Below are 25840 nucleotides of genomic sequence, written 5' to 3'. Positions count from 1 at the left end.
TGATTCTGAAAAATAAAGAATTTGTGAAAAGTTTGGTTTGCTATTGATTTGATTTGAATATTTACTTATAATATAAAGGTGCATCCTGCAAAAGCAGCGGGAAATACATAGGATTATGAATAAGCCTATAGGCAGGAGGATATATGGAAGATAAGAACATGAACAACAATCGTCCGGATCAGGATTCTGGGGGCAGCAATAACAAGAAGGATGATATGAACAAGAAGAGCCTTCTCGTTATGGTGGTCATTGCGGTGGCTGTGATGATCATTGCGCAGATTTTATCCGGCAAAATCACATCCGCTTCTCAGAAGGAAGTGACTTATACTGAGTTTATGCAGGATGTTCAGGAGGGTAAGGTCACCAAGGTTGAGTTGGATTCCGACCGTATTTATTTCGAATTGAAGAATGATAAGTACGTCAAGTATTATACAGGCAATGTTCAGGATGAACGTATGTATGAAGAATTGGACAATGCCGGTGTGACATATTCACGTAAGGTTGTTGACACAACAACTTATGTATTGAGCAGTATTTTGTCCTTTGTGCTGCCGATGGTTCTGATGGTAGCAGTGATGATGATTTTTTACCGATACGCTTTCAAAGGCGGCGGTGGTGTTATGGGCGTCGGCAAGAGCAATGCCAAGCTCTATGTACAGAACAAGACAGGCGTCACATTCAAGGATGTGGCAGGTCAGGAGGAATCGAAGGAGTCTCTGAAAGAGATAGTAGATTTTCTTCATAATCCGGAGAAGTATACGAAGATTGGTGCGAAACTGCCTAAGGGTGCCCTTCTTGTGGGGCCTCCCGGAACAGGTAAGACATTGCTTGCCAAGGCAGTTGCCGGTGAAGCCAATGTGCCTTTCTTCAGTCTTTCAGGTTCCGATTTCGTAGAGATGTTCGTGGGTGTCGGTGCTTCCAGAGTACGAGACCTTTTTAAGCAGGCACAGCAGAATGCGCCGTGTATTATCTTTATCGATGAACTGGATGCCATCGGCAAGAGCCGTGATTCAAGATTCGGTGGCAATGACGAGCGTGAGCAGACATTGAACCAGCTGTTGGCTGAGATGGATGGTTTTGATTCGTCTAAGGGCATCATTATTCTTGCAGCGACGAACCGTCCGGAGATTTTGGATAAGGCACTTCTTCGTCCGGGACGTTTTGACCGCCGGATTATTGTAGAGCGTCCTGATCTGAGAGGACGTATCGATGTTCTGAAAGTTCATGCGAAGAATGTCTGCATGGACGAAACAGTTGATTTCAGGGAAATTGCTCTGGCAACAAGCGGTGCGGTTGGTTCTGATCTGGCCAATATTATCAACGAAGCTGCCCTTATGGCAGTTCGCAACGGCCGGAATGCAGTTTCACAGTCTGATCTTTTTGAATCTGTGGAAGTGGTTATTGCCGGTAAAGCGAAGAAAGACCGTGTACTCAGTGCAGAGGAGAGAAGGATCGTTTCTTATCATGAAGTGGGTCATGCACTTGTGGCTGCCCTTCAGAAGAACACGGAGCCGGTGCAGAAGATTACGATTATTCCTCGTACGATGGGTGCACTGGGATACGTTATGCAGGTGCCGGAGGAAGAAAAATATCTGATGTCTGAGAAGCAGATCCGTGAGGAACTGGTGACAATGCTGGCCGGTCGTGCGGCAGAGAGTATTGTATTTGACAGTGTGACAACAGGCGCTTCCAATGATATTGAGCAGGCAACCAAACTGGCGCGTGCCATGATCACTCAATATGGTATGTCTGAGAAGTTTGGACTGATTGGTCTGACAACCGTCGAAGACCAGTATCTGGGAGGTCGTGCCACCCTTAATTGTGGTGAAGCGACAGCAGCAGAAATTGATCAGGAAGTTATGAAGATCCTGAAAGAAGCCTATGATAAGGCACTGGCACTTTTAGCTGACAACAGAGATTGCCTGGACAAGATCGCGGCTTTCCTGATCGAGCGTGAGACAATCACCGGCAAGGAATTCATGAAAATCTTCCGTGAAGTCAAAGGCATCCAGGATCCGGAAGCCGAGAAGTCAGAAGAAAATGTTTCAAACTCATCTGAGAATGATTTAGAGACAGATGTGCAGGCTGAATCGGTTTCAAACGAAGCAGAAACAGACAATGATGTGCCGTCGGAATCCGATATCAACGTCTCCTTAGATAATAAATCAGAAGATTAAGCAATCAATATCAGTCATAGTCGTTATAAAAGGGCTGCTGCAAAGTACAGACAGAAAAAACATGTCTGTATTAAGCAGCAGCCCTTTTATTATGATATTTACAAAATTGTGCTGTAGATACTCTAAAAGCTGATAACCATCATTTTATTTAAAAATAATACAGGTGCTAAAACTTAATGACTCTTGGATACTGTTCAAAATTAAAGAGATTTAGCACCCGGTGTGGAGGAAGAAAACAATGTTTGATATTCAGGAAGAACTGAAGAAGCTGCCTGCTAAGCCTGGGGTTTACATTATGCATGATGACCACGATGATATTATTTATGTCGGTAAGGCTATTATCCTGAAAAATCGAGTCAGACAGTATTTTCAGAACAGCAGAAATCATACGCCGAAGATTCGTCAGATGGTCAGCCATGTGGCGCGTTTTGAATATATTATCACAGATTCGGAGCTGGAGGCCCTTGTTCTGGAGTGTAATCTGATCAAGGAGCACCGGCCAAAATACAATACAATGCTGAAGGATGATAAGACTTATCCTTATATCAAGGTGACTGTAGGCGAGGCATTCCCGAGAATTATGCTGGTGCGTTCCATGAAGAAAGACAAAGCCAAATATTTTGGCCCGTATACAAGTTCCCAGTCGGTGAGAGATATTATTGATCTGTCACAGAAAATCTACAAGATTCGGAACTGCAGCAGGAGTCTGCCGAAGGAGACCGGCAATGACAGGCCGTGTCTGTATTATCATATGGGACAGTGCCAGGCACCATGCCAGGCTTACATCTCGCAGGAAGGATACCGTGAAAATGTGCGGCAGATGCTGCATTTCCTTGGCGGCAATTTCCAGCCGGTGATTCAGATGCTGACGGAGAAGATGTATGCGGCTTCTGAAAAAATGGATTTTGAAAAAGCGGCATCTTACAGAGATTTGCTGAACAGTGTAAAGCAGATTGATCAGAAGCAGAAGATTACCAGTGCGGAGATGGATGACAAGGATGTGATCGCATTTGCAAGAGATAAGGATGAAGCGGTGGTACAGGTTTTCTTTGTCCGTCACGGCAGATTGATCGGACGCGAGCATTTCTATGTATCCGGTGTAGCCAATGATACGGAAAGCCAGGTCCTGACAGCATTTGTCAAACAGTATTATGCATCATCACCTTTTGTTCCGTCCACGTTAATGCTGCAGTATCCGCTGGATGACAGAGAGATCATTCTCGAATGGCTGTCAGACCGCAAAGGACACAAAGTTCGTGAAGTTGTGCCTCAGCGGGGACAGAAAGAACGTCTTGTAGAACTGGCCGCGGAGAATGCCCGGAATGTTTTAACAAAAGACCGGGAGAAAATCCGTCTGGAAGAAGCGAGAACAACCGGAGCAGTCAGAGAACTTGCAGATATGCTTGGCATTCCAGAAGGAATCCGCAGAATGGAAGCCTTTGATATTTCAAATATCAGCGGTGTGGAAACCGTTGGTTCCATGATCGTCTATGAAAATGGCAAGCCGAAGCGCAATGCCTATCGTAAGTTCAGGATCCGGACAGTGAAAGGACAGGATGATTATCGCTGCATGGAGGAAGTGCTGACAAGACGTTTTCAGCATGGTCTTGAGGAAATCGGACAGAATATAAATGGAAAGTTTTCAGATTTCCCAGATGTCCTGATGATGGATGGCGGCAAAGGGCAGGTCAGTGTGGCGTTGAAGGTGCTTGATCAGATGCATCTGAATATCCCGGTATGCGGCATGGTGAAGGATGATCACCATCGGACAAGAGGCCTTTACTATCAACAGGCAGAACTGCCCATTGATACGCATTCAGAAATGTTCAAATTAATTACGAGAATGCAGGATGAAGCCCATCGTTTTGCCATAGAATATCATAGACAGCTGAGAAGTAAGACGCAGGTGAAGTCGGTGCTGGATGAGATCCCGGGTATCGGACCGGCCAGAAGAAAAGCATTGATGAAGTATTTCGGCAGTATTGAGAAAATCCGGGAGGCGGATGAGGAAGAACTGATGAAGGCAGAAAGTATGAATGCAGGAAGTGCCAGAGCAGTTTATGCGTATTTTCATTGATGAAAATATAAAGATATGTTAAAATGAGACGAAGATTGAAAAGAAATGGTTATTTGAACGGGAATGGAGCGATAGAATGTACAACACCAGCAAAGGCAATTACAGTGTAAAACTGAACAAAGTTATTGAAAAGTTTAACTTAAAGAATTTGACACCGGAAGTTGATACGAAGAAGATTATCATCAGACAGACAGATGTCAATCGTCCGGCCCTGCAGTTTGCAGGCTACTTTGAGTATTTTGATTACAGCCGCATTCAGCTTATCGGTAAGGTGGAATATTCTTATCTGAAGATGCATGATGATGATTATATCCGTGAGATGACAGAGAAGATTTTTAAAGCCGGTATTCCATGCATGATTTTCTGTCGTGGTCTTGAACCGCGTCCGTTATTTATGGAACTGGGCAACAAATACGGTGTTCCGGTATTGGCAACGGATGACGGCACATCATCCTTTTTCTCAGAACTGAACCGTTTCCTGAAGATAGAATTGGCACCGAGAATCTCCATCCATGGTGTACTTGTGGATGTATTCGGTGAAGGCGTCCTGATCACCGGCGAAAGCGGTATCGGTAAGAGTGAGGCGGCTCTGGAATTGGTTAAGCGAGGACACCGCCTTGTATCCGATGATGTGGTTGAGATCAAAAAAACCAACAATGATGAGCTGATTGGTACAGCGCCGGATATCACAAGATATTTTATTGAGCTGCGAGGTATCGGTATCATTGATGTTAAGACATTGTATGGTGTTCAGAGTGTTGAAGAAAGTCAGAGCATCAGCCTGATCATCAAACTGGAAGAGTGGGATCGTGAGCGTGAGTATGATCGTCTGGGATTGGAAGAACAGTATGAGGAAATCCTGGGCAATAAAGTTGTTTGTCATTCCATTCCGATCCGTCCGGGACGTAATCTGGCAATTATTGTTGAGACAGCAGCGATCAATCACAGACAGAAACAGATGGGCTACAATGCTGCCCATGAACTGTATCGCCGTGTGACAGGCAACCTTCAGAAGAAACGTGAGGAAGACTAATGGATAAATATTGTTTTGGTGTAGATCTTGGCGGCACAACGGTTAAGATCGGATTATTTTCAATAGAAGGACAATTGCAGGATAAGTGGGAAATTCCTACAAGAACAGAGAATCATGGAGCTGAAATCCTCAGTGATATTGCGGCATCTATACAAAGCAGAATGGATACCGGCCATTTGTCAAAAGAGCAGGTGACAGGCATCGGTATTGGTGTGCCGGGGCCTGTTTTGAATGAAAATATCGTCCAGGGTTGTGTGAATCTTGGATGGGGGAATGTCCGTGTGGCAGATGAATTATCAGCATTAACCGGTATGAAAGTCAAAGCGGCGAATGATGCAAATGTGGCGGCCCTTGGTGAACAGTGGCAGGGCGGAGGCAAAGGTTTTCAGAACCTGGTGATGTTCACATTAGGAACCGGCGTTGGCGGCGGCATTATCCAGAATGGCCGCATTATTTCAGGTGCCAATGGTGCAGCCGGTGAAATAGGGCATATGGTGATCGTTGATTCGGATGAAGTTGTGGGAACATGCGGATGCGGCCATAGAGGCTGTCTTGAACAGGTGGCGTCTGCCACAGGTATTGTGAATCTTACAGAAAAGAAACTGGCAGAATGCAGTCAGGATAGCGTATTAAGAGAAATTTCACCGCTGACAGCCAAGGATGTGCTGGATGCAGCTAAAGCCGGAGATGCCCTTGCAGAGCAGGCGGCAGAGAATATGATGAAGCAATTGGGAAGGGCAGCGGCTTATATCGCATGTGTTGTCAACCCGGATATATTTGTTATCGGCGGCGGTGTGTCAAAAGCAGGTGAATATCTCATTGAAGGTATCAGCCGCTATTATAAGGATTATGCTTTTCATGCATCTGCCGATACAAAGTTTGCACTGGCATCTCTTGGCAATGATGCCGGTATGATCGGTGCGGCCGGCATGGTCTGTACGTTGTAGATTGTATTTGGACAATGATCTGATTTAAACTGGGACAAGAATTAAAGAACAAGAGGTTTATATGGATTTTTATCATAAATTATCAGAAGCGGCAGGAGTGGACCACATCTTAAAAGATGAGCCGATGTCTGCCCATACAACCTTCCGGATCGGCGGACCGGCAGATTATTTTGTTGTGCCTGAAGATGCGGCGTCTCTTGGAAGAGGGGTTGCACTTTGCAGAGCGGAAGGTGTGGATTATTTTATTACAGGTAATGGCAGTAATCTCCTTGTTGGAGACGGCGGTTACCGCGGTGTTGTTTTTCATATTTGTCATACAATGGATGATGTTGCCTATGAGGAAAAAGGGACAGAATTGCTGGTGGAAGCAGGTGCCGGTGTGATGTTGTCGAGCCTGGCGCGTCAGGTGTCATCCAAAGGCTATACAGGTTTTGAATATGCGACAGGTATACCGGGAACCCTCGGCGGCGGCGTGACGATGAATGCAGGTGCTTACGGCGGCGAGATCAGTGACAATCTTTTATGGGCAGAGCTCATGGATGAGACCGGGGCAGTTCTGCGTCTGGAAAGAGACAGATTGAAGCTTTCCTATCGGCACAGTGTGATGATGGAGCAGCCCCTGGTTGTTCTGAGAGCGGGCTTTTCCTTTACAAAAGGGGATGCTATGGCGATTACAGAAAAGGTGGCTGAATTATCCAGATCAAGAAAAGAAAAGCAGCCGCTGGAATATCCAAGTGCAGGCAGTACATTTAAACGTCCGGAGGGCTATTTTGCCGGCAAATTAATTCAGGACTGCGGCTTAAAAGGCTTTCGTGTGGGGGATGCGATGGTTTCTGAGAAGCACAGCGGTTTTGTCATTAATGTCGGCCATGCAACTGCAGCAGATGTTATGACTTTAATTCGTCATGTGCAGCAGGAGGTGGATCGACAGTTCTGTGTTCGGATTGAACCGGAAGTCAGAATGATCGGAGAGTTTTAACAGGGGGGATAAAATGCGTTTTGTAATTGTGACAGGCATGTCAGGAGCAGGAAAGAGTTCTGTACTGAAGATGCTTGAAGATGCAGGCTATTTTTGTGTTGATAATCTTCCGGTACCATTGATCCTGAAATTTGCAGAAATCAGCTGGCATGAAGAAAATATGATGTCCAAAGTGGCACTGGGAATTGATATCCGCAGCAGAAACCATTTGAATATGCTGGGGGATGTTCTGAAATCCGTCAGAGATGAAGGATATGACTATGAGATCCTTTTTATGGACTGCAGGGATGACAAGCTGATCAAGCGTTATAAAGAGACGAGAAGAAGTCATCCCCTGGCTGCAGGCGGAAGAATTGAGGCGGCTATTGTGGAAGAACGTCAGAGACTGAGCTTCCTGAAAAAGCAGTCCGATTATATCATAGATACAAGTAATTTGCTGATCCGTGATCTGAAGAAAGAGATACAGCATATTTTTGTGGATGACAAAGATTACAGTAATTTTTATATTACATTACTTTCATTTGGATTCAAATACGGGATTCCGGCGGATGCAGATCTTGTTTTTGATGTGCGTTTTCTGCCAAATCCCTATTATGTAGAGGAATTGAAGCATCAGACCGGGAATGACAAGCCTGTATACGATTATGTCATGAAATCGGAAGATGCAGGGATTTTTTTAAAACAGTTGTATGATATGCTTGTTTTCCTGATCCCGCGTTATATTGCGGAGGGCAAGAATCAGCTGGTGGTGGCTATTGGATGTACCGGCGGCAAACATCGCTCAGTGACCATCACCAATGCCCTGTATGAATGTCTCAAAGATCTTGAATACAGTGTGAAAGCTGAACATAGAGATGTGGACAGAGACAGTCAGCGTAAGGGCAGTCAGATGAGGTGATGTGATGTCATTTTCCAGCAAAGTCAAAGAAGAACTTTCGAAAGACTGTAATAATCCGCGTCACTGCTGTATCGCGGAGACAGCGGCAATTATCAGTATGTGCGGCAAGGTGATTTTTGATGAAAAAGATCGTGTCCGCATAGAAATTCATACAGAAAATGTAACCGTTGCAAGAAAGTACTTTACATTATTGAAAAAAACATATAATATAAATACGGATATCTCAATACGGCATAGTTCCAGTCTGAATAAGAGCAGATCTTATATTTTGTCGGTCAATGACGACGAAACGGCGAGAAAGATCCTTATGACATGCAGACTGATGAAACCATTCGGTGTGATTGAGGAAGATTTTTCCATATCGGACAGTTTGATCATTCAAAGGGAATGCTGCAAACGGGCTTTTATCCGAGGTGCGTTTCTGGCATCCGGGTCAGTGAGTGATCCGGTGAAGACCTATCATTTTGAAATTGTCTGTCTCAGTGAAGCTAAGGCGAAGCAGCTGCAGATGATCATGGAGACATTCAATATCAATGCAAGAGTCATCAAACGAAGAAAGTATTTTGTTGTCTATGTCAAGGATAGTTCGCAGGTTGTGGATCTGCTGAACATCATGGGTGCGTATAATGCACTGATGGATATGGAGAATGTCCGCATTGTCAAAGATATGCGCAACAATGTGAACCGTAAAGTGAACTGCGAAACAGCGAATATTAACAAAACTGTTTCTGCGGCAGTGAAACAGATTGAAGATATCAGATTCATTCAGATGTCGTCAGCTTTTGACGAATTACCGGAATCTCTCCAGGAGATGGCAGAATTGAGGGTCCGCTATCCTGAGGCGACGCTGGCCGAGCTTGGTCAGCTTTTGGATACGCCGGTTGGCAAGTCGGGTGTGAATCACAGACTGAAGAAAATTAGTCTTTTTGCTGATGAATTGCGGGAACGACATCAACAATAGGGGTATTATCGAAAGGCGAGGTATATTTTTATGATTTCAAAGAACATTACAATCAATATTCCTACAGATATGGAAGCACGTCCGGTGGCTTTACTTGTACAGGTAGCAAGCCAGTTTGAAAGCAATATTTACGTAGAAGTTGAAGATAAAAAAGTCAATGCGAAGAGTATTATGGGTATGATGACACTTTCTATTGTACCGGGTGAAGAAGTGACGATCATCACCAAAGGTGTGGATGAAGAAGAAGCAATGGACAAGATTGAAGAATATCTGACAACATCGAAATAGAATATCTATCAGGATAGAGAAGAGAGGCTGTTGTAAAACCGGTTCTTATGCATGGAAGGATTGTGCGGGTACCCGTTTTACAGCGGCCTTTTTTATCGCGGTCGGAGAAGATGCCTGCTTTTTGTAAAAGTGGTGAGCAGCATACATTCGACCTGAATCGAAAGGAAAGGAGCTGGAGGATGGATTTTACACATTTGCATGTCCATACAGAGTATAGCTTGCTGGATGGCTCGAATAAAATTAAAGAGCTGGTTGCAAGAGTCAAAGAGCTCGGCATGGATAGTGTAGCGATCACGGATCATGGTGTCATGTTCGGCGTCATTGATTTTTATAAAGAAGCAAAAAAACAGGGCATTCATCCGGTTATTGGCTGTGAAGTGTATGTGGCACCGGGATCACGCTTTGAAAAGAGTGGGAATATGAGCAGCAACCGGTATCATCATCTTGTATTGCTGGCGGAAAATGATACCGGATATCACAACCTGATGAAAATTGTGTCCAGGGGTTTTACAGAGGGATTTTATTATAAACCGCGTATCGACAAGGAACTTTTGAAACAATACAACGAAGGCATTATTGCCCTTAGCGCCTGCCTGGCCGGTGAGATCCCTGATGCTTTAAGAAAGGGATTGTATCAGACCGCGCTGGATGCAGCAGAAGAAATGTCCGGTATTTTCGGAAAAGATCATTTTTATCTGGAGCTGCAGGATCACGGTATTCCGGAGCAAAAAACCGTGAATCAGGGGCTTCTGCGTTTGGCGAAAGATACGGGACTTGAGTTGGTGGCTACTAATGATATTCATTATACATTAGCAGAGGATGCCCAGGCCCATGATGTCCTTTTGTGTATCCAGACAGGCAAGAAAGTATCGGACACAGACCGTATGCGCTATGAAGGCGGTCAATATTATGTCAAATCCCCGGAAGAGATGGCAGCACTTTTCCCTTATGCCAGAGAAGCTATTGAAAACACGCACAAAATTGCCATGCGATGCAATGTGAATATCGAGTTTGGCCATTATAAACTGCCGGAATTTCCGGTACCGGAAGGGTACGATTCGTGGGGGTATCTTCAGAAGCTTGTCTGGGACGGTTTTTATGAAAGATATCCAGAGGCAGATGAGAAGCTTAAAGAGCGTGTCAGCTATGAGTTGAATACCATTAAGACCATGGGATTTGTGGATTATTTCCTGATTGTCTGGGATTTCATTCATTACGCCAAGAAGCATGACATTATGGTGGGACCGGGGCGAGGCTCCGCAGCAGGAAGTATCGTGTCTTACTGCCTGGATATTACCACATTGGATCCGATTCGTTATAATCTGCTCTTTGAGCGCTTTCTGAACCCGAACCGCGTCACCATGCCGGATATTGACGTGGACTTCTGCTTCGAGAGACGTCAGGAAGTCATTGATTATGTCGTCCGCAAATACGGCAAGGAGCGTGTCGTACAGATTGTTACTTTCGGTACCATGGCAGCAAGAGGTGTTATCCGCGATGTGGGACGTGTGCTGGATTTGCCTTATGCTGTATGTGACAGCGTGGCAAAGATGATTCCGAATGAACTGGGCATTACTATTGATAAGGCATTGAAGATGAATCCTGAGCTCAGAAAACTCTATGAGGGTGATGACAGCATTCATAATCTCATCGATATGGCCAGAAGACTGGAGGGACTTCCGAGACATACATCTATGCATGCAGCCGGTGTTGTGATCAGTCCGAAGGCGGTGGACGAATTTGTACCGCTGTCCCGGGGGGCAGATGATGTTATTACGACACAGTATACCATGACAACCCTGGAAGAGTTAGGTCTTCTGAAGATGGATTTCCTTGGACTCCGTACATTGACGGTGATCCAGAATGCCGTGAGACTCATTAATGCAGGCGGTGGACAGCAGGTCAGCATGAAAGAAATCGATTACGATGATAAAGCGGTTTTTGATATGATCGGAACAGGAAAAACAGATGGCATCTTCCAGCTTGAAAGTTCAGGAATGAAGAGCTTCATGAAGGAGTTAAAACCGCATAATCTGGAAGACATCATTGCCGGCATTTCCCTTTATCGTCCGGGTCCGATGGATTTCATTCCCCGCTACATCAAGGGCAAAAATGATATCGCATCCATCAGCTATGAATGCCCGCAGCTGGAAGAGATTCTTGAGCCAACCTATGGCTGTATTGTGTATCAGGAACAGGTTATGCAGATTGTTATGAAGCTGGCCGGCTATGATCTTGGCCGAAGTGACCTGGTGCGCCGAGCCATGTCCAAGAAAAAAGCCGATGTTATGGCCAAGGAGCGCCAGTATTTTGTCTACGGCAATGAGGAACTTGGTGTACCGGGCTGTATCGCCAATGGCATTGATGAAGCAACAGCCAACAGAATCTTTGATGAAATGACGGATTTTGCCAAGTATGCCTTCAATAAATCCCATGCGGCAGCCTACACCATCGTGTCCTATCAGACAGCCTGGCTGAAATATTATTATCCGGTAGAATTTATGGCAGCCCTGATGACTTCGGTTATTGACAATTCCGTGAAAGTGGCAGAATACATTATGACCTGCCGTCAGATGGGAATCCGGATCCTGCCGCCGGATATCAATCATGGCGTCAGTGCTTTTTCTGTTGACAACGGAAAGATTCTTTATGGTCTGTCTGCGGTCAAGAGTATCGGAAGACCGGTTGTGGCTGCAATCGAACAGGAACGTTTACTGGCGGGACCTTTTACAAGTCTGAAGAATTTTATCGAGCGTATGAGCGGTAAAGAGGTGAATAAGCGGACTATTGAAAACTTTATCAAGGCCGGGGCCTTTGATAGCTTCGGAGCCACCAGACGGCAGCAGATGATGGTCTATGCACAGATCATGGATCAGGTGGCACAGGACCGCAAGAAGAATTTCAGCGGTCAGATGACATTATTTGATTTTATGGATGAGGAAGAAAAGCAGGCTTTTGAAATCCATTATCCGGATGTGGGTGAGTACGATAAAGGAACGCTTTTGTCCTTTGAAAAAGAAGTTCTGGGCGTATATATCAGCGGTCATCCTTTAGATGATGTGGCAGAGAGTTGGCGCAAAAATGTTACAGCCGTCACATCAGATTTCTATGTGGATGAGGAGACCGGCATGCCGAAGGTGGTGGATCAGTCCGTTGTAGTTGTGGGCGGCATGGTGACATCAAAAACTGTAAAGTCCACCAAAAACAACAAAATGATGGCTTTCCTTCAGCTGGAAGATCTCATGGGTACCGTGGAAGTCATTGTATTTCCGAACGATTATGAACGGCACCAATCAGAACTGGCGGAGGAGGCAAAGCTCTATATCCGGGGGCGTGTGTCCGCATCAGAAGATCAGCAGGCAAAGCTGATCGCCGAAAAGATCATGCCTTTTGATAATATTCCGAAGGAGGTCTGGCTGCAGTATCCGAATAAAAACAGTTTTATAGAAAAGCAGGAGCAGCTTTACAGGACACTGGCAGGACATTCGGGCAATGATCGGGTAATCATCTTCTGCAAAGAAGAAAAAGCCATCAAGAAGCTGCCGGTTTCATGGAATGTCAAGGCAGATGAAATGATTTTGGAGCAGCTTGGAAGCCAGATGGGAAAAGAAAACGTAAAAGTTAGGGAAACTGTCTTGAAAAGCTTTTAAAACTGTATTAAAATATTTTCAATGGGTTTATGTGGGCAGACAGCAGATGGACAGAACTGAAGAGAGATGCCCGAATGAAAGATAAAGACAGCGTAAGTGGAGGAATCGAGCATGAATGATGGCGTAAAAACAATAGGTGTACTGACAAGCGGTGGAGATGCACCGGGAATGAATGCTGCAGTTCGTGCGGTCGTCAGAACGGCGATTGCTTACGGCTGTCAGGTGAAGGGGATCCAGAAGGGATATTCAGGACTTCTAGAGGAAGAGATCATTGACCTGTATGCAGGCAGTGTATCAGATATTATCAATCGCGGCGGTACATTTTTGTATACAGCCAGATGTGAGGAATTCCGTACACCGGAAGGGCAGAAGAAAGGCGCAGATATCTGTCGGAAGCACGGTATAGACAGCGTTGTTGTCATCGGCGGAGACGGTTCATTCCAGGGAGCCAGACAGCTGGCTGCCAATGGTATCAATACCATCGGTGTACCGGGAACCATTGATCTTGATATCGCATGTACAGATTACACCATTGGCTTTGATACAGCAGTGAATACTGCTATGGAAGCCATTGATAAGGTTCGGGATACATCGACTTCCCATGAGCGATGCAGTATCATTGAGGTAATGGGCAGGAATGCCGGTTATATTGCCCTCTGGTGCGGTATTGCCAATGGTGCGGAAGATATCCTGCTTCCTGAGTTATATAATTATGATGAGGAAGCATTGATTGATCATATTATTGCCAACAGAAGAAGGGGTAAGAAACATCATATTATTATCAATGCGGAAGGTGTCGGACATTCAACCAGTATGGCGAAGCGGATTGAAGCGGCTACAGGCATTGAGACACGTGCAACCATCCTGGGACATCTGCAGCGAGGCGGCAGTCCGACAGCGAAGGACAGAGTGATGGCTTCTGTCATGGGAGCATATGCTGTCGATGCTTTGATGGGCGGCAAGAGTAATCGCGTTGTTGCTTATAAGGATGGCAAGTATGTTGATTATGACATTGAAGAAGCTTTAGCAATGCAGAAGGAAATCGACCCGTTCCAGTACAGCGTTGCGAAGATTCTGGCGCGCTAGAGCGATTGAACAATTAAAGAACAGATTACAACTGAATCTGAAGAAGAGATATTCAGGGGCTGTCGTGAGATGATTCCGCAGTGGTTTCGGACCATCGGGAGAAAGCGGCAGTCCCTTTTGTATAAGGAGAAGATCATGATTACAAGTGTTTCCAATCAGCAGATGAAATACGTCAAAGAACTGCTGAACAAGAGCAAACAGCGAAAAAGGGAAAAGTGTTTTGTGGCGGAAGGCATCCGCATGGTGGCAGAAACCCCTGCGGACAGACTGGTGAAGATTTATGTGTCCGAGAGCTTTTATAAAAATCCGCCCGAACTGCGGGGACTGGAGCTTTCGAAGGCACTGATCGTGGATGATCAGGTGTTCAGACAGATTTCCGATACACAGACGCCCCAGGGAATTATGGCGGTGGTCCGTCAGCAGGAGAATTGTCTGGAGGATATTCTGAAGCAGCCGGATGCACTATTGCTTTTTCTTGAGAATATTCAGGATCCGGGTAATCTCGGAACGATGATGCGGACAGCGGAAGGTGCCGGAGTGACGGGGATTATAATGAGCAGAGACACAGTGGATATTTATAATCCGAAGACGATCCGAGCGACCATGGGATCCTTGTACCGAATGCCATTTGTGTATGCGGATGATTTTTGTGAAGCGATCGGCCAGGCAAAAGCTCAGGGGATTCGTTTGTATGCCGCACACCTGAAAGGCAGGAACAATTATGACGGAGAAGATTACAGACAGCCATCAGGATTTTTGATCGGCAATGAGGGGAATGGACTGACAAAGGAAGCAGCGGATTCTGCCACGGATTATATTCGCATTCCTATGGGAGGACAGCTGGAATCATTGAATGCCTCAGTTGCAGCTGCAGTTCTGATGTACGAGGCAAATCGTCAAAGACGCAAAGAGTATTAAGTAAATCGTTATGATTTGGTAATATAATTTTCGGAAAATTCAGAGATATTTAAAATAAGGGAATAAGTTGTCATGTATTACAGGGAATGTTATAGACAGAGACTGTAAAAAATGATATGATGAAGACAACTACAGACATCTGATACGAGGAAATCTTGAGGATGGCAAGGCAAGGAGGGAATTTGCGTGGAACAAATGGAGATTATCTGGCTGGCTTTGACGGCAGTCCTGCTGATCATAGAGATTGTAACACTGGGGTTGACAACGATCTGGTTTGCCGCAGGCGCTCTGTTTGCATTTTTTGCGGCATTGCTTGGAATGAATCAGGGCATTCAGATCGGTGTATTTGTAGTAGTATCTGTTGTGCTGCTGTTCTTTACAAGACCTTTGGCTGTGAAGTATCTGAACACGAAGACGATCAAGACCAATACAGAGGCACTGGTGGGCAAGACGGCCCGTGTGATTGTTGACATCAACAATCTGAAGAGTCAGGGACAGGTCGTGATCAATGGTCTGGAATGGACAGCGAGAAGTTCCGATGATACAGTTGTTTTCAAGATCGGCGATGCAGTGACAATTGTCGGCATTGAAGGTGTTAAGTTAATTGTCGAAGGACAAAAGAAAGGAGACTAATATGATTTTGGGAATTGTATTAATTATTATCCTGCTGTTGATTCTGGCATCCTGCCTGAAAATCGTTCCGCAGGCACATGCTTATGTTATTGAACGATTAGGTGCCTATCAGGGAACCTGGTCTGTCGGCTTTCATATCAAGATGCCGATCATTGACAAGGTTGCCAAGAAAGTTATCCTGAAGGAACAGGTTGTAGACTTTGCACCGCAGCCGGTGATCACCAAGGATAATGTTACCATGCGTATTGATACCGTTGTATTTTATCAGATTACAGATCCGAAGCTGTATTGCTACGGTGTTCAGAATCCGATCATGGCCATCGAGAATCTGACAGCAACAACACTTCGTAATATCATCGGTGATCTGGAACTGGATGAGACACTGACATCCCGTGAGATCATCAATGCCAAGATGCGTTCTACACTGGATGAGGCGACAGACCCATGGGGCATCAAGGTTAACCGTGTCGAGCTGAAGAATATCATTCCTCCGTCAGCGATCCAGGATGCCATGGAGAAACAGATGAAGGCCGAACGTGAACGACGAGAATCCATTCTGATCGCAGAAGGTGAGAAACGTTCTGCTATCCTGAAGGCAGAAGGCCACAAGGAATCTGTGATCCTTCAGGCTGAAGCTGACAAGCAGTCTGCTATCCTTCATGCGGAAGCTGTGAAGGAAGCCAAGATCCGTGAGGCAGAAGGTGAAGCACAGGCAATCCTGAAGATCCAGCAGGCCAATGCCGATGGTATCAAGTTTATCCGGGAAGCCGGTGCGGACTCAGCGGTACTTCAGCTGAAGAGCCTGGAAGCCTTTGCGAAGGCTGCTGACGGCAAGTCCACGAAGATCATCATTCCATCAGATATCCAGGGGATTGCAGGGTTAGCAACATCAATCGCGGAAGTTGTCAAAGAAGCTGATACGAAATAGCACTTTGCAAAACTTGCAAATTCATACTAGAGATGAAACAGGCAGCTGTGCAGATTGTACAGCTGTTTGTTTTTTTTTACAAAACTTATTACGAGAATGTTTAAGAAATTTTTCAGAATTTAGATAGACAATCTTTAAAAAATGGGTGTATACTTCTGTTTGTATCAAGGAAGAGAATGTTTTAAATTGAAACCATAATGAAATCATGTGTTGTGGAGGAGTTTTTATGAGGAAATTGAGACAATGGACGATTAAGCACCCATTGCAGTTTGTAGTTGTATTTATGCTCGTATATTTCACCTGGTTTTCTCTGTTGGAGAAGTATGCGAAGCCTGTGTTAACGATCCACTCGAAGCTGGATGACAAGATTCCGTTTTGTGAATATTTTATTGTACCGTATTTACTTTGGTTTGTATGGATTGCCGGTACATTCGTTTACTTTTACATAAAATCAAGAGAAGATTTTTATCATGCATGCCGATATATGTTTACCGGAATGATCATCTGTCTGGTCATCTATACATTGATCCCGAATGGATTGAGCCTGAGACCGGAGATTACCAATACCAATATTTTATCAAGACTGGTGGGGATGATCTGGTCAGTGGATACAGCAACGAATGTCTGTCCATCCATTCATGTATTCAATAGTATTGCTGTCAATACGGTGATTCAGCATTCCAACGCTTTTAAGCATAAGAAACTGGTACGTTTCGGCTCTTATGTTCTGGCACTTGCCATCTGCATGTCAACCGTTTTCCTGAAACAGCATTCCGTTATTGATGTGTTCTGGGCATGTGTTCTGGGACTGGTTCTGTATCCGCTGTCCTACAAGTCGGTATTTGACGATTCCAGAGAAAGCGAATACAACGTCAAAGCTTTATAAACGGATCGTATAGAATGTGTCCATTTCCCGATGATGGGAGGTGAGGCACATTCTTTTTTTGCGATTTCATAAAAAAACGCAGCGCATGTTTTACAGCTCTTGATAAATTGGTGAAAATAGGTTAATATCGTATCATATGGGTTCGTATTGAGTGGATGAAGGATAAAAGTGGAGGTCAGGACATGAAAGAGAAGATTTTAAAATGTCTCAGGGAGACAGAGGACTATGTGTCTGGCCAGGAGCTGTGCCGGATGCTTGATGTATCGAGAACAGCCATCTGGAAGGTGATGAATCAGCTGAAAGACGAAGGCTATGTCATTGATGCTGTGAAGAATAAAGGCTATAAATTAATTCAGACACCAGATATTGTGACAGCTGAAGAAGTGGACAGCCTTCTGGAGACGGAGTGGGCCGGACATCCTGTTGTGTACGAAGAGGAACAGGAATCAACGAATCAGACGGCCAAGATGCTGGCTGAACAGGGAGCTTTCCACGGTACGCTGGTGGTTGCCGAGCGTCAGGTGTCCGGCAGAGGCAGACGGGGAAGACCGTGGCATTCACCGAAGGGCAGCGGTATCTGGATGAGTATTCTTTTAAGACCTCAGATTCATCCGATGTCAGCGTCTATGCTGACACTGGTGGCAGCCATGGCAGTTTATGATGCCATCAGCAGCCGGGTAGAGGGATGTGCCATTAAGTGGCCGAATGATATTGTGATCAATGGCCGGAAGGTCTGCGGTATCCTGACAGAGATGAGTTCGGAACTGGACAATATCCATTATGTGGTGATTGGCATCGGCATTAATGTGAATACGGATGATTTTCCGGAGGATATTGCGGCGGTGGCTGCATCTATGCATGTGATCACCGGCGAATATTATAAGCGCGCAGAAATCATTGCAGATGTCTGGAAATCCTTTGAGAAATACTACGATCAGTTCCTTCAGACAGAAAATCTGTCGTTGATGGTGGAAAGCTACAATCAGCGTCTTGTTAATATGGGACGCAAAGTGTATATCGAAGAGCGGGGCAGTCAGTATGAAGGCACAGCATGCGGTATTGACAGTGAGGGCGCACTGCTTGTGGAGAAGACAGACGGAACAAGAACTGCTGTTATATCCGGAGAGGTGTCTGTCAGAGGCGTTTTGGGTTATGTATAATTTGCAGAGAACAATGATGATCTGCAGGAGATAAGACAGGAATAGAAGAATTTAAGTTGTATGGCTGAAGTAGGATGAATGCACTTCAGGCGATAGAAGGAGGATAAATATGTTTCAGGATAAAATGGTTTTATGTGCGTCCAGTGCATACGAGAAGAAATTTTATCTGAATGAGAATTTTGATGGACTGCCGCAGCATGTGAAAGATGAGCTGAAAATTATGTGTGTGCTGTTTACAGAGGATGTGGGCGGTGCGCTGTCTCTGGAGTTTGATGAGAACGGCAATCTTGAACTCAATACATCTGCCGATGAAGGGGATCTTCTTTATGATGAGATCGGCAGTGTGTTGAAGATCAAACAGATGCAGCAGGAGAAGCAGGAATTATTTGAGTCACTGGAAACCTATTACAAAGTTTTCTTTTTAGGGGAGGATCTGGAAGATGATAATGGCGATTGATGTCAGCAATACAAATATCACATTGGGTACCTTTAATGGAGCAAAGCTTTTGAAGGTTTATCGTGTGACGACGAAAGTTCCGAGAACATCCGATGAGTATGGTGTCCTTCTGCGTGATTTGGTTCGTTTGTCCAATGCCAGCCATCATGACATAGAAGGTATTATTATCGCGTCCGTTGTGCCGAATGTTATGTATTCACTGACCAATGCCTGCATCAAATATTTCCATGTTCATCCGATCATTGTCGGTCCCGGTGTGAAAACCGGTGTCAAAGTCGGTGCGGAGAATCCGAAGGAAGCAGGTTCTGATCTGATTGTTAATGCAGCGGCTGTCAAGGAATTATATGGTGTGCCGGCCATTGTTATTGATTACGGAACAGCCACATCCTATCAGCTTGTTTTAGAGGACGGTAAGTTGGATTCCGTTGTTATAGCACCGGGCATTCAGACAAGTGTTCAGGCCCTGACCAGTGATGCGGCCAGAATTCCTGAAGTGGAGATCAGAAAGCCAAAGACGATTCTGACGAAGGATACAACAGAATGCATTCAGGCGGGCATTGTCTATGGTACTATCGGAGAAACAGAATATATCGTCCGCAAGATGAAGGAAGAGTCAGGACTGGAGAATATCAAAGTAGTGGCAACCGGCGGCTTCGGCAAGGTGATCGCGGATGAGACAGATGCCATAGATATTTATGACAATATGCTGACCCTCCAGGGATTGCGTATCATTTACTATAAGAATGCGGTCAGCAGCAAAAAAGGCAGGAGAGCTTAGATGCGGGCTGCTTGTCAGCAAGCTTCAAATATCGGAATAAAAAGGAAATGTCGTGCATATGATGATGAAACCATTACAGATTGGAGATCTTTGCATTGAACGTCCCGTTATACTGGCACCCATGGCAGGCGTTACGGACCTGCCATTTCGTGTGCTTTGCCGCGAACAGGGGTGTGGTATGGTATGTACAGAGATGGTCAGTGCCAAAGCCATTACTTATAAGAACAAAAATACGTTTCTTCTGATGGAAACAGTACCTCAGGAACGTCCGGTTTCCCTGCAGCTATTTGGCTCAGATCCGGATATCATGGCAGAAGCGGCCAGAATGATCGCAGACAGAGATTTTGATGTGCTGGATGTCAATATGGGATGTCCGGTGCCGAAAGTTGTCAACAATGGTGAGGGATCTGCGCTGATGAAGCAGCCGGAGCTGGCGGGCAGGATTGTCAGAAGTCTGGTCGATGCCATTGACAAGCCGGTGACAGTCAAGATCAGAAAAGGTTTTGATGATGACCATATCAATGCGGTAGAGATGGCGAAGATCGCGGAGGCCAATGGCGCTTCGGCAGTTGCTGTTCACGGAAGAACCAGGGAACAGTATTATAGCGGCAAGGCCGATTGGGAGATTATCCGCAGGGTAAAAGAAGCAGTGAAGATCCCTGTGATCGGAAATGGTGATATCTTTACTCCTCAGGATGCCAGGAGGATGATTGAGGAAACAGGATGTGATGCCATTATGGCAGCCAGAGGTGCCAGAGGCAACCCATGGCTGTTCAGAGATATCATTGATTATCTGGAGAAGGGAATCCTTCATGAGAAACCGTCGCTGAAAGAGATGACAGATATGATGCTGCGTCATGCCGAGATGCATATCCGTTACAAAGGTGAATATCAGGGCATTCGGGAAATGCGCAAGCATGTAGCCTGGTATACAGCAGGTTATCATGGCTCCGCCAGAATGCGTCAGGCTGTGAATGAAGTAGAATCTTATGAAGCGTTGAAACAGCTTCTGGCAGATTGGCTGGCGTACAGTGAAGGCGGCATAAAAGCCTATGAAAAACCAATCGATCATGATGAAAAATATGGCATCAATCAGGGGGTTAAGTAAAGGAATCAGTTGACAGTGAAATGTCAATAAGATATAATACAGGGATGTATGCTGGATAAAATAGATAAGTTTTGCGTGAGTCAAAACATATCAGATCCGGTTTTGACAAATGACATTTCGAGAATGACTGAGTAATTCAGAGATAAGATAGAATAACAGAATAGAAAGGATATTTTATTATGGCTGAAACAAAGAAGAATATTATGACATTTGCGGGGTTAAGAGCGCTGGAAGATGAATTATTTGATCTGAAGGTATACAAACGTAAGGAAGTTGCACAGAAGATCAAGGAAGCAAGAGAACAGGGTGACCTTTCTGAAAATGCTGAGTACGATGCAGCAAAGGACGAGCAGAGAGATATCGAAGCACGTATCGAAGAACTTGAGAAACTTCTGAAGAATGTAGAAGTTGTTGGTCAGGATGAAGTGGATGCAGATACTGTTGGTATCGGCAGCCGTGTGAAGTTATATGATGTAGAGATGGACGAAGAAGTAGAATACACAATCGTCGGTTCTACAGAAGCAGATGCATTAAACGGCAAGATTTCCAATGAATCACCGGTAGGTGCAGCACTCATCGGTTCCAAGGTTGGCGAGACAATCGTTGTTGAGACTATTTCCGGTGACCTGGAATTCAAGATCCTTGAGATCGCAAGAGCTTAATTTTCAGCAATCGCAATTAATCAATTTTTTGTACTTGCAAAAGTTTAATATAGACAAGGGCTTAATTTTATGGATAAGCACTTGAATTTAGTATAGGAAACACAGAAATCAGTTATCGAATAGAACAGGAGAGAGCAACGTGGCAGAGTCAAAGAACAATCAGACACCAGATGTCAGTGAACAGGATAAGATCAGACGCGGCAAGCTGGCTGACCTTCAGGCAGCAGGCAATGACCCGTTTCTGATCACTAAGTATAACGTAACCCATCACAGCATGGAGATTAAGAACAATTTTGATGAACTTGAAGGTCAGGAAGTGACTGTAGCCGGCCGTATGATGCAGAAGCGTGTCATGGGTAAGGCTTCTTTCTGCAATGTCCGTGATCTGCAGGGAGATATTCAGTCTTATGTAGCAAGAGATGAACTGGGTACAGAGGCCTATCAGGCGTTCAAGAAGTTTGATATCGGTGATATCATTGGCATCAAGGGCAAAGTTTTCAAGACAAAGACAGGTGAGATTTCTATTCATGCAACAGAGATCACACTCCTTTCCAAGAGTCTGCATACACTTCCTGAGAAGTTCCATGGCCTGACAAACACAGATATTCGTTATCGCCAGCGTTATGTGGATCTGATCATGAATCCGGAAGTCAGAGATACATTTATCAAACGTTCCCAGATTCTTAAGGAAATCCGTAACTTCCTTGACGGCCGCGGCTTCATGGAAGTAGAGACGCCGATGCTTGTATCCAATGCAGGCGGTGCAGCAGCAAGACCTTTCGAGACACATTACAACGCGCTGGATGAAGATGTGAAGCTTCGTATTTCTTTGGAGCTTTATCTGAAACGTCTGATTGTCGGCGGTCTTGAAAGAGTTTACGAAATCGGCCGTGTATTCCGTAACGAAGGTGTTGATACCCGTCACAATCCGGAATTTACATTGATGGAATTATACCAGGCTTACACAGACTATGAAGGCATGATGGAACTGACAGAGAGTATGTTCCGTTACCTTGCAGAGAAAGTCTGCGGCAGCGCAGTACTCAGCTATAACGGCACGATCATTGATATGTCCAAGCCATTTGAACGTATCACAATGATGGATGCAGTTAAGAAATACTCAGGTGTAGACTTTACAGAAGTGAAGACAGATGAAGAAGCCAAGAAACTGGCTGACGAGCATCATGTTGCTTATGAAGCACGTCACAAGAAGGGTGACATCATCAATCTCTTCTTCGAAGAATTCTGTGAAGACAAGATGATCCAGCCTACATTTGTCACAGATCATCCGATTGAAATTTCACCATTGACTAAGAAGAAACCATCCAATCCTGAACTGGTAGAACGTTTCGAGCTGTATATTTACGGCCGTGAAATGTGCAACGCTTACTCAGAGCTGAATGATCCGATCGATCAGAGAGAACGTTTTGCTGCACAGGAAGAAGCATTTGCAGCCGGTGATGATGAAGCTAACCATACAGATGAAGATTTCCTGAATGCTCTGGAAATCGGTATGCCGCCAACAGGTGGTATCGGTTACGGTATTGACCGTCTGGTAATGCTGCTGACAGACAGCCAGGCTATCCGTGATGTATTATTGTTCCCGACAATGAAGTCACTGGACGCTGACAAGAAAGCAAATAAGGCATCTGAGAGCGCTGTAAAAGAAAATTGCGACCAGATTGCGACCGAACCGGAAGAAATTGATTTCTCAAATGTAAAGATTGAGCCATTATTTGAAGAAATGGTAGATTTCGATACATTCAGCAAATCTGATTTCAGAGCTGTTAAGGTTAAAGCATGCGAAGCGGTTAAGAAGTCTAAGAAGTTATTACAGTTCACTCTGGATGACGGTACAGGCACAGACAGAATCATCTTAAGCGGTATTCATGCTTACTATGAACCGGAAGAACTGGTTGGCAAGACACTTATTGCCATCACAAACCTTCCACCACGTAAGATGATGGGAATTGAATCCTGTGGTATGCTTCTTTCAGCAGTGAACAATCTGAAAGATTCAGAGGATGAAGAACTTCATCTGCTGATGGTGGATAACCATATTCCAGCAGGTGCAAAGCTCTATTAAGATGTAAATATATGAAAGTCAGTTACTCCGTGCCTATGGCACTCCCGTAACTGCCAACTGCATTCGTAATCCGGGCGATTGCCCTGCTTACTCATACAGTTTAGCCTACCCGATATCCATGAATTCGTTCATGCAGGCATGACTTATTCATGGCTGCCGTTCAGGACTTTCATAGTAAATAGACGGGACGTACTTCATTTGATAAAAAACTAAAAAAACAGCGATTTACATCAAACTTACATCATTTGATGCAGAAATCGGTGCAAGCAAGAAAAAATCGCATAATTAGTGCAATGAGTGGGCAATTCCAATCGGAGTTGCCCATTTTTAAAACAAACAGAAATACAAATCGGAATTTAAAGAGGAGGAATAATGCAATGAACTTCTTTGAAAATACTCGTAAGCCACAAGGCTTCGGCGGAAAATTGATGACGAAGATGATGAACATCGGTCACGCCAAGTTATCACAATGGGGATTTTCAAATATCTCAGTGAATCCGGACGCTGCGGTACTGGATGTTGGTTGCGGAGGCGGTGCAAATATTGTAGCCTGGTTGGGTAAATGCGGAAATGGACATGTGACAGGAATGGATTATTCGAAGGTCAGTGTGGCAGAATCTCAAAAACTGAACGCCGCCGCCATTAAACAAGGGAAATGTTGCGTGGTTCAAGGTGATGTATCTGCTATCCCTTTTCCTGATGCGGTTTTTGATTATGTTTCTGCTTTTGAGACAGTTTACTTCTGGCCGGGATTGAAAAAATGTTTTTTTGAGGTAAATCGAGTTCTGAAAAACGGAGGGACATTCCTGATTTGTAACGAATCTGACGGAACGAATGACGCAGATGAAAAATGGACAAAGTTGATTAATGGTATGAAGATTTACACATCTGATCAACTCATTGCTGCTTTGAAAGAAGCAGGTTTTACAGAGATAAAAACGTATTCAAATACAAAAAATCATTGGATAAGTATTGTTGCAACGAAATAGCCAATTTCCCGTTTATTGGGAAGTCGCAGAGAACGAAAAATCTGAATTTAACGCTTGAAAAAAGGAGAAATAAACATGGCAAAGAAAGAAGAAAGATTTGAAGTTACATTTAGAGACGGAAGTCAGCTTAAGGATGAAGGAGTTCGCCAAATCCTTGTAGATAAGGAGACTGGGGTTAACTATCTTTGTTGGAAATCTGGATATGGAGCGGCTATTACACCTCTTCTGGATTCAGAAGGAAAAGTCATAGTTACAAAGTAAAATCGGAGTTTGAAGCGGAGGTATGTATTATGAATATAGGATTTTGGTCGTGTATAATTTTGGTAATACCATTTTTGATTATAGGTGTGTTATTTGCGATTTTTAAGGAAAAAGCAGCAAAATTTGTTTCAGGATTTAATTCATTTTCTAAAGAAGAACAGGCATTGTATGATAAAGCTCATATCTCTCGTGATATAAGAAATCAGTGCTTTATGTGGGCTATTATAATGTTGGCAGGAGCATTATTATCCTGCTTTTTAACCCCATATATAGCTATACCAACCTATATTATTTGGTTAGTTCTGTTTTTTAGAGAAGTCCACTTTGATAATCATAAAGCGTTTGAAAAATATTTATTAAAGTAAATTCAAGTTTGCAGAACTGACCCAAAAGAGCTCGAAGGAGCTCTTTTTGCTTTTTTATAATAGTAGTCTTTAATTTCTTTTCAGCTTCCCAGCAGTCAATGCGAAGCATATAGCCGGCACTGGTATAAACATCAATACTGTTGCATTGTGGATTGTATTCTGCAAATATTGTTTTCATCGTATCAAATCTCCTTATCGTTAAATCAATCATTTGTTGCAAAAATCAGAAGCATTTCAATCAGTTCACCATGTCACTTTTATTTTGTGTTATACTGTTTTATAGGATTTTCTTGCCCTTGTATTTGCCCTTATCAGAGTTCGTAAACACTGGTGGGACGATATAACACAAGGGAAACAATAAGGGAAAGCTCACCTGCGACAAATCCAGTGTTTTCAAGGGTTTACAGAGAATTTAATAACAAAATATAACAGTTATTATAAAATGTACCCTATAGATTGGACAGTTTGAGTTTTTAAAACCCTTACCATTAGACAGTAAGTTTTAATGAAAAC

General features: G+C 44.3%; 23 protein-coding genes and 1 pseudogene. 23 read left to right on the top strand and 1 reads right to left on the bottom strand.

Translation table 11 applies throughout. The annotated features are described in order from the left end of the window. Positions 1-143: 143 nt before the first annotated feature. From ftsH to HED67_RS15000, 23 genes are all read left to right on the top strand, one after another. Positions 144-2177, top strand: coding sequence for an ATP-dependent zinc metalloprotease FtsH (gene ftsH / locus HED67_RS15110; RefSeq protein ID WP_330656596.1), 2034 nt, complete (start codon positions 144-146; stop codon positions 2175-2177). Between the two features lie 238 nt (positions 2178-2415). Continuing rightward, a complete protein-coding gene (gene uvrC / locus HED67_RS15105; protein ID WP_221718794.1) occupies positions 2416-4254 on the top strand; it encodes an excinuclease ABC subunit UvrC in 1839 nt (612 codons plus the stop codon). 76 nt (positions 4255-4330) lie between these two features. Beyond that, positions 4331-5287: an HPr(Ser) kinase/phosphatase gene (hprK, locus tag HED67_RS15100; RefSeq protein ID WP_178441457.1), complete on the top strand. Its 957-nt coding sequence runs from the start codon at positions 4331-4333 to the stop codon at positions 5285-5287. Next, the gene (locus HED67_RS15095; RefSeq protein ID WP_221718793.1) at positions 5287-6234 is read left to right on the top strand and encodes an ROK family glucokinase; all 948 of its coding nucleotides are present in this window, start codon (positions 5287-5289) and stop codon (positions 6232-6234) included. The genes hprK and HED67_RS15095 overlap by 1 nt, the downstream gene beginning before the upstream one ends. A 61-nt stretch (positions 6235-6295) precedes the next feature. After that, entirely contained in the window at positions 6296-7213 is a 918-nt protein-coding gene (gene murB / locus HED67_RS15090) for a UDP-N-acetylmuramate dehydrogenase (protein WP_221718792.1), read from the top strand. A 13-nt stretch (positions 7214-7226) separates the two neighbouring features. Further along, complete coding sequence (gene rapZ / locus HED67_RS15085) at positions 7227-8111, top strand: RNase adapter RapZ (RefSeq protein WP_178441460.1); 885 nt, start codon at positions 7227-7229, stop codon at positions 8109-8111. Between the two features lie 4 nt (positions 8112-8115). Further along, positions 8116-9072 carry a DNA-binding protein WhiA gene (whiA, locus tag HED67_RS15080; RefSeq protein ID WP_178441461.1) on the top strand — a complete coding sequence of 319 codons (957 nt, stop codon included), beginning with the start codon at positions 8116-8118 and terminating at the stop codon, positions 9070-9072. A gap of 30 nt (positions 9073-9102) precedes the next feature. After that, the gene (locus HED67_RS15075) at positions 9103-9360 is read left to right on the top strand and encodes an HPr family phosphocarrier protein (RefSeq protein WP_178441462.1); all 258 of its coding nucleotides are present in this window, start codon (positions 9103-9105) and stop codon (positions 9358-9360) included. Between the two features lie 179 nt (positions 9361-9539). Beyond that, on the top strand, positions 9540-13010 hold the full coding sequence (locus HED67_RS15070) for a DNA polymerase III subunit alpha (RefSeq protein ID WP_221718791.1): 3471 nt from the start codon (positions 9540-9542) through the stop codon (positions 13008-13010). Between the two features lie 111 nt (positions 13011-13121). After that, positions 13122-14096, top strand: coding sequence for a 6-phosphofructokinase (gene pfkA, locus HED67_RS15065; protein ID WP_178441464.1), 975 nt, complete (start codon positions 13122-13124; stop codon positions 14094-14096). 135 nt (positions 14097-14231) lie between these two features. Then, positions 14232-15014, top strand: a complete 783-nt coding sequence (locus tag HED67_RS15060; protein ID WP_178441465.1) for a TrmH family RNA methyltransferase — start codon at positions 14232-14234, stop codon at positions 15012-15014. 195 nt (positions 15015-15209) lie between these two features. Next, on the top strand, positions 15210-15647 hold the full coding sequence (locus HED67_RS15055) for an NfeD family protein (protein ID WP_178441476.1): 438 nt from the start codon (positions 15210-15212) through the stop codon (positions 15645-15647). A gap of 1 nt (position 15648) precedes the next feature. Continuing rightward, the gene (locus tag HED67_RS15050; protein WP_178441466.1) at positions 15649-16575 is read left to right on the top strand and encodes an SPFH domain-containing protein; all 927 of its coding nucleotides are present in this window, start codon (positions 15649-15651) and stop codon (positions 16573-16575) included. A 226-nt stretch (positions 16576-16801) separates the two neighbouring features. Next, complete coding sequence (locus tag HED67_RS15045) at positions 16802-17461, top strand: phosphatase PAP2 family protein (protein ID WP_221718790.1); 660 nt, start codon at positions 16802-16804, stop codon at positions 17459-17461. 182 nt (positions 17462-17643) lie between these two features. After that, entirely contained in the window at positions 17644-18621 is a 978-nt protein-coding gene (locus HED67_RS15040; protein WP_221718789.1) for a biotin--[acetyl-CoA-carboxylase] ligase, read from the top strand. Positions 18622-18730: 109 nt separating this feature from the next. Then, complete coding sequence (locus HED67_RS15035) at positions 18731-19078, top strand: DUF6145 family protein (protein ID WP_221718788.1); 348 nt, start codon at positions 18731-18733, stop codon at positions 19076-19078. Further along, positions 19062-19856, top strand: coding sequence for a type III pantothenate kinase (locus HED67_RS15030; protein ID WP_178441470.1), 795 nt, complete (start codon positions 19062-19064; stop codon positions 19854-19856). The genes HED67_RS15035 and HED67_RS15030 overlap by 17 nt, the downstream gene beginning before the upstream one ends. 58 nt (positions 19857-19914) lie before the next feature. Then, a complete protein-coding gene (dusB, locus tag HED67_RS15025; RefSeq protein ID WP_178441471.1) occupies positions 19915-20964 on the top strand; it encodes a tRNA dihydrouridine synthase DusB in 1050 nt (349 codons plus the stop codon). A 179-nt stretch (positions 20965-21143) separates the two neighbouring features. Beyond that, a complete protein-coding gene (gene greA, locus HED67_RS15020; RefSeq protein ID WP_015512764.1) occupies positions 21144-21626 on the top strand; it encodes a transcription elongation factor GreA in 483 nt (160 codons plus the stop codon). Between the two features lie 139 nt (positions 21627-21765). Beyond that, positions 21766-23712, top strand: a complete 1947-nt coding sequence (gene lysS, locus HED67_RS15015; protein WP_221718787.1) for a lysine--tRNA ligase — start codon at positions 21766-21768, stop codon at positions 23710-23712. 377 nt (positions 23713-24089) lie between these two features. Further along, entirely contained in the window at positions 24090-24701 is a 612-nt protein-coding gene (locus HED67_RS15010; protein WP_221718786.1) for a class I SAM-dependent methyltransferase, read from the top strand. A 75-nt stretch (positions 24702-24776) separates the two neighbouring features. Further along, on the top strand, positions 24777-24962 hold the full coding sequence (locus HED67_RS15005; protein ID WP_005342831.1) for a DUF6440 family protein: 186 nt from the start codon (positions 24777-24779) through the stop codon (positions 24960-24962). Positions 24963-24991: 29 nt separating this feature from the next. Then, the gene (locus HED67_RS15000; protein WP_021982867.1) at positions 24992-25327 is read left to right on the top strand and encodes a DUF3784 domain-containing protein; all 336 of its coding nucleotides are present in this window, start codon (positions 24992-24994) and stop codon (positions 25325-25327) included. Positions 25328-25388: 61 nt separating this feature from the next. On the opposite strand, the pseudogene HED67_RS14995 reads toward HED67_RS15000, so the two are convergent. After that, positions 25389-25505, bottom strand: a pseudogene (locus tag HED67_RS14995) (DUF6061 family protein); the annotation flags it as partial. Between the last annotated feature and the right edge of the window lie 335 nt (positions 25506-25840).

The sequence above is a fragment of the Pseudocoprococcus catus genome, from assembly GCF_019734885.1.
In the GTDB taxonomy this organism is placed as follows: Bacteria; Bacillota; Clostridia; order Lachnospirales; family Lachnospiraceae; genus Coprococcus_A; species Coprococcus_A catus.
This window is presented reverse-complemented; position numbering and strand designations above follow the sequence as displayed.

Coding starts and splice junctions, on each gene's coding strand:
- ftsH (WP_330656596.1), top strand. CDS start 144: ATGGAAGATAAGAACATGAACAACAATCGTCCGGATCAGGATTCTGGG.
- uvrC (WP_221718794.1), top strand. CDS start 2,416: ATGTTTGATATTCAGGAAGAACTGAAGAAGCTGCCTGCTAAGCCTGGG.
- hprK (WP_178441457.1), top strand. CDS start 4,331: ATGTACAACACCAGCAAAGGCAATTACAGTGTAAAACTGAACAAAGTT.
- HED67_RS15095 (WP_221718793.1), top strand. CDS start 5,287: ATGGATAAATATTGTTTTGGTGTAGATCTTGGCGGCACAACGGTTAAG.
- murB (WP_221718792.1), top strand. CDS start 6,296: ATGGATTTTTATCATAAATTATCAGAAGCGGCAGGAGTGGACCACATC.
- rapZ (WP_178441460.1), top strand. CDS start 7,227: ATGCGTTTTGTAATTGTGACAGGCATGTCAGGAGCAGGAAAGAGTTCT.
- whiA (WP_178441461.1), top strand. CDS start 8,116: ATGTCATTTTCCAGCAAAGTCAAAGAAGAACTTTCGAAAGACTGTAAT.
- HED67_RS15075 (WP_178441462.1), top strand. CDS start 9,103: ATGATTTCAAAGAACATTACAATCAATATTCCTACAGATATGGAAGCA.
- HED67_RS15070 (WP_221718791.1), top strand. CDS start 9,540: ATGGATTTTACACATTTGCATGTCCATACAGAGTATAGCTTGCTGGAT.
- pfkA (WP_178441464.1), top strand. CDS start 13,122: ATGAATGATGGCGTAAAAACAATAGGTGTACTGACAAGCGGTGGAGAT.
- HED67_RS15060 (WP_178441465.1), top strand. CDS start 14,232: ATGATTACAAGTGTTTCCAATCAGCAGATGAAATACGTCAAAGAACTG.
- HED67_RS15055 (WP_178441476.1), top strand. CDS start 15,210: ATGGAGATTATCTGGCTGGCTTTGACGGCAGTCCTGCTGATCATAGAG.
- HED67_RS15050 (WP_178441466.1), top strand. CDS start 15,649: ATGATTTTGGGAATTGTATTAATTATTATCCTGCTGTTGATTCTGGCA.
- HED67_RS15045 (WP_221718790.1), top strand. CDS start 16,802: ATGAGGAAATTGAGACAATGGACGATTAAGCACCCATTGCAGTTTGTA.
- HED67_RS15040 (WP_221718789.1), top strand. CDS start 17,644: ATGAAAGAGAAGATTTTAAAATGTCTCAGGGAGACAGAGGACTATGTG.
- HED67_RS15035 (WP_221718788.1), top strand. CDS start 18,731: ATGTTTCAGGATAAAATGGTTTTATGTGCGTCCAGTGCATACGAGAAG.
- HED67_RS15030 (WP_178441470.1), top strand. CDS start 19,062: ATGATAATGGCGATTGATGTCAGCAATACAAATATCACATTGGGTACC.
- dusB (WP_178441471.1), top strand. CDS start 19,915: ATGATGATGAAACCATTACAGATTGGAGATCTTTGCATTGAACGTCCC.
- greA (WP_015512764.1), top strand. CDS start 21,144: ATGGCTGAAACAAAGAAGAATATTATGACATTTGCGGGGTTAAGAGCG.
- HED67_RS15010 (WP_221718786.1), top strand. CDS start 24,090: ATGAACTTCTTTGAAAATACTCGTAAGCCACAAGGCTTCGGCGGAAAA.
- HED67_RS15005 (WP_005342831.1), top strand. CDS start 24,777: ATGGCAAAGAAAGAAGAAAGATTTGAAGTTACATTTAGAGACGGAAGT.
- HED67_RS15000 (WP_021982867.1), top strand. CDS start 24,992: ATGAATATAGGATTTTGGTCGTGTATAATTTTGGTAATACCATTTTTG.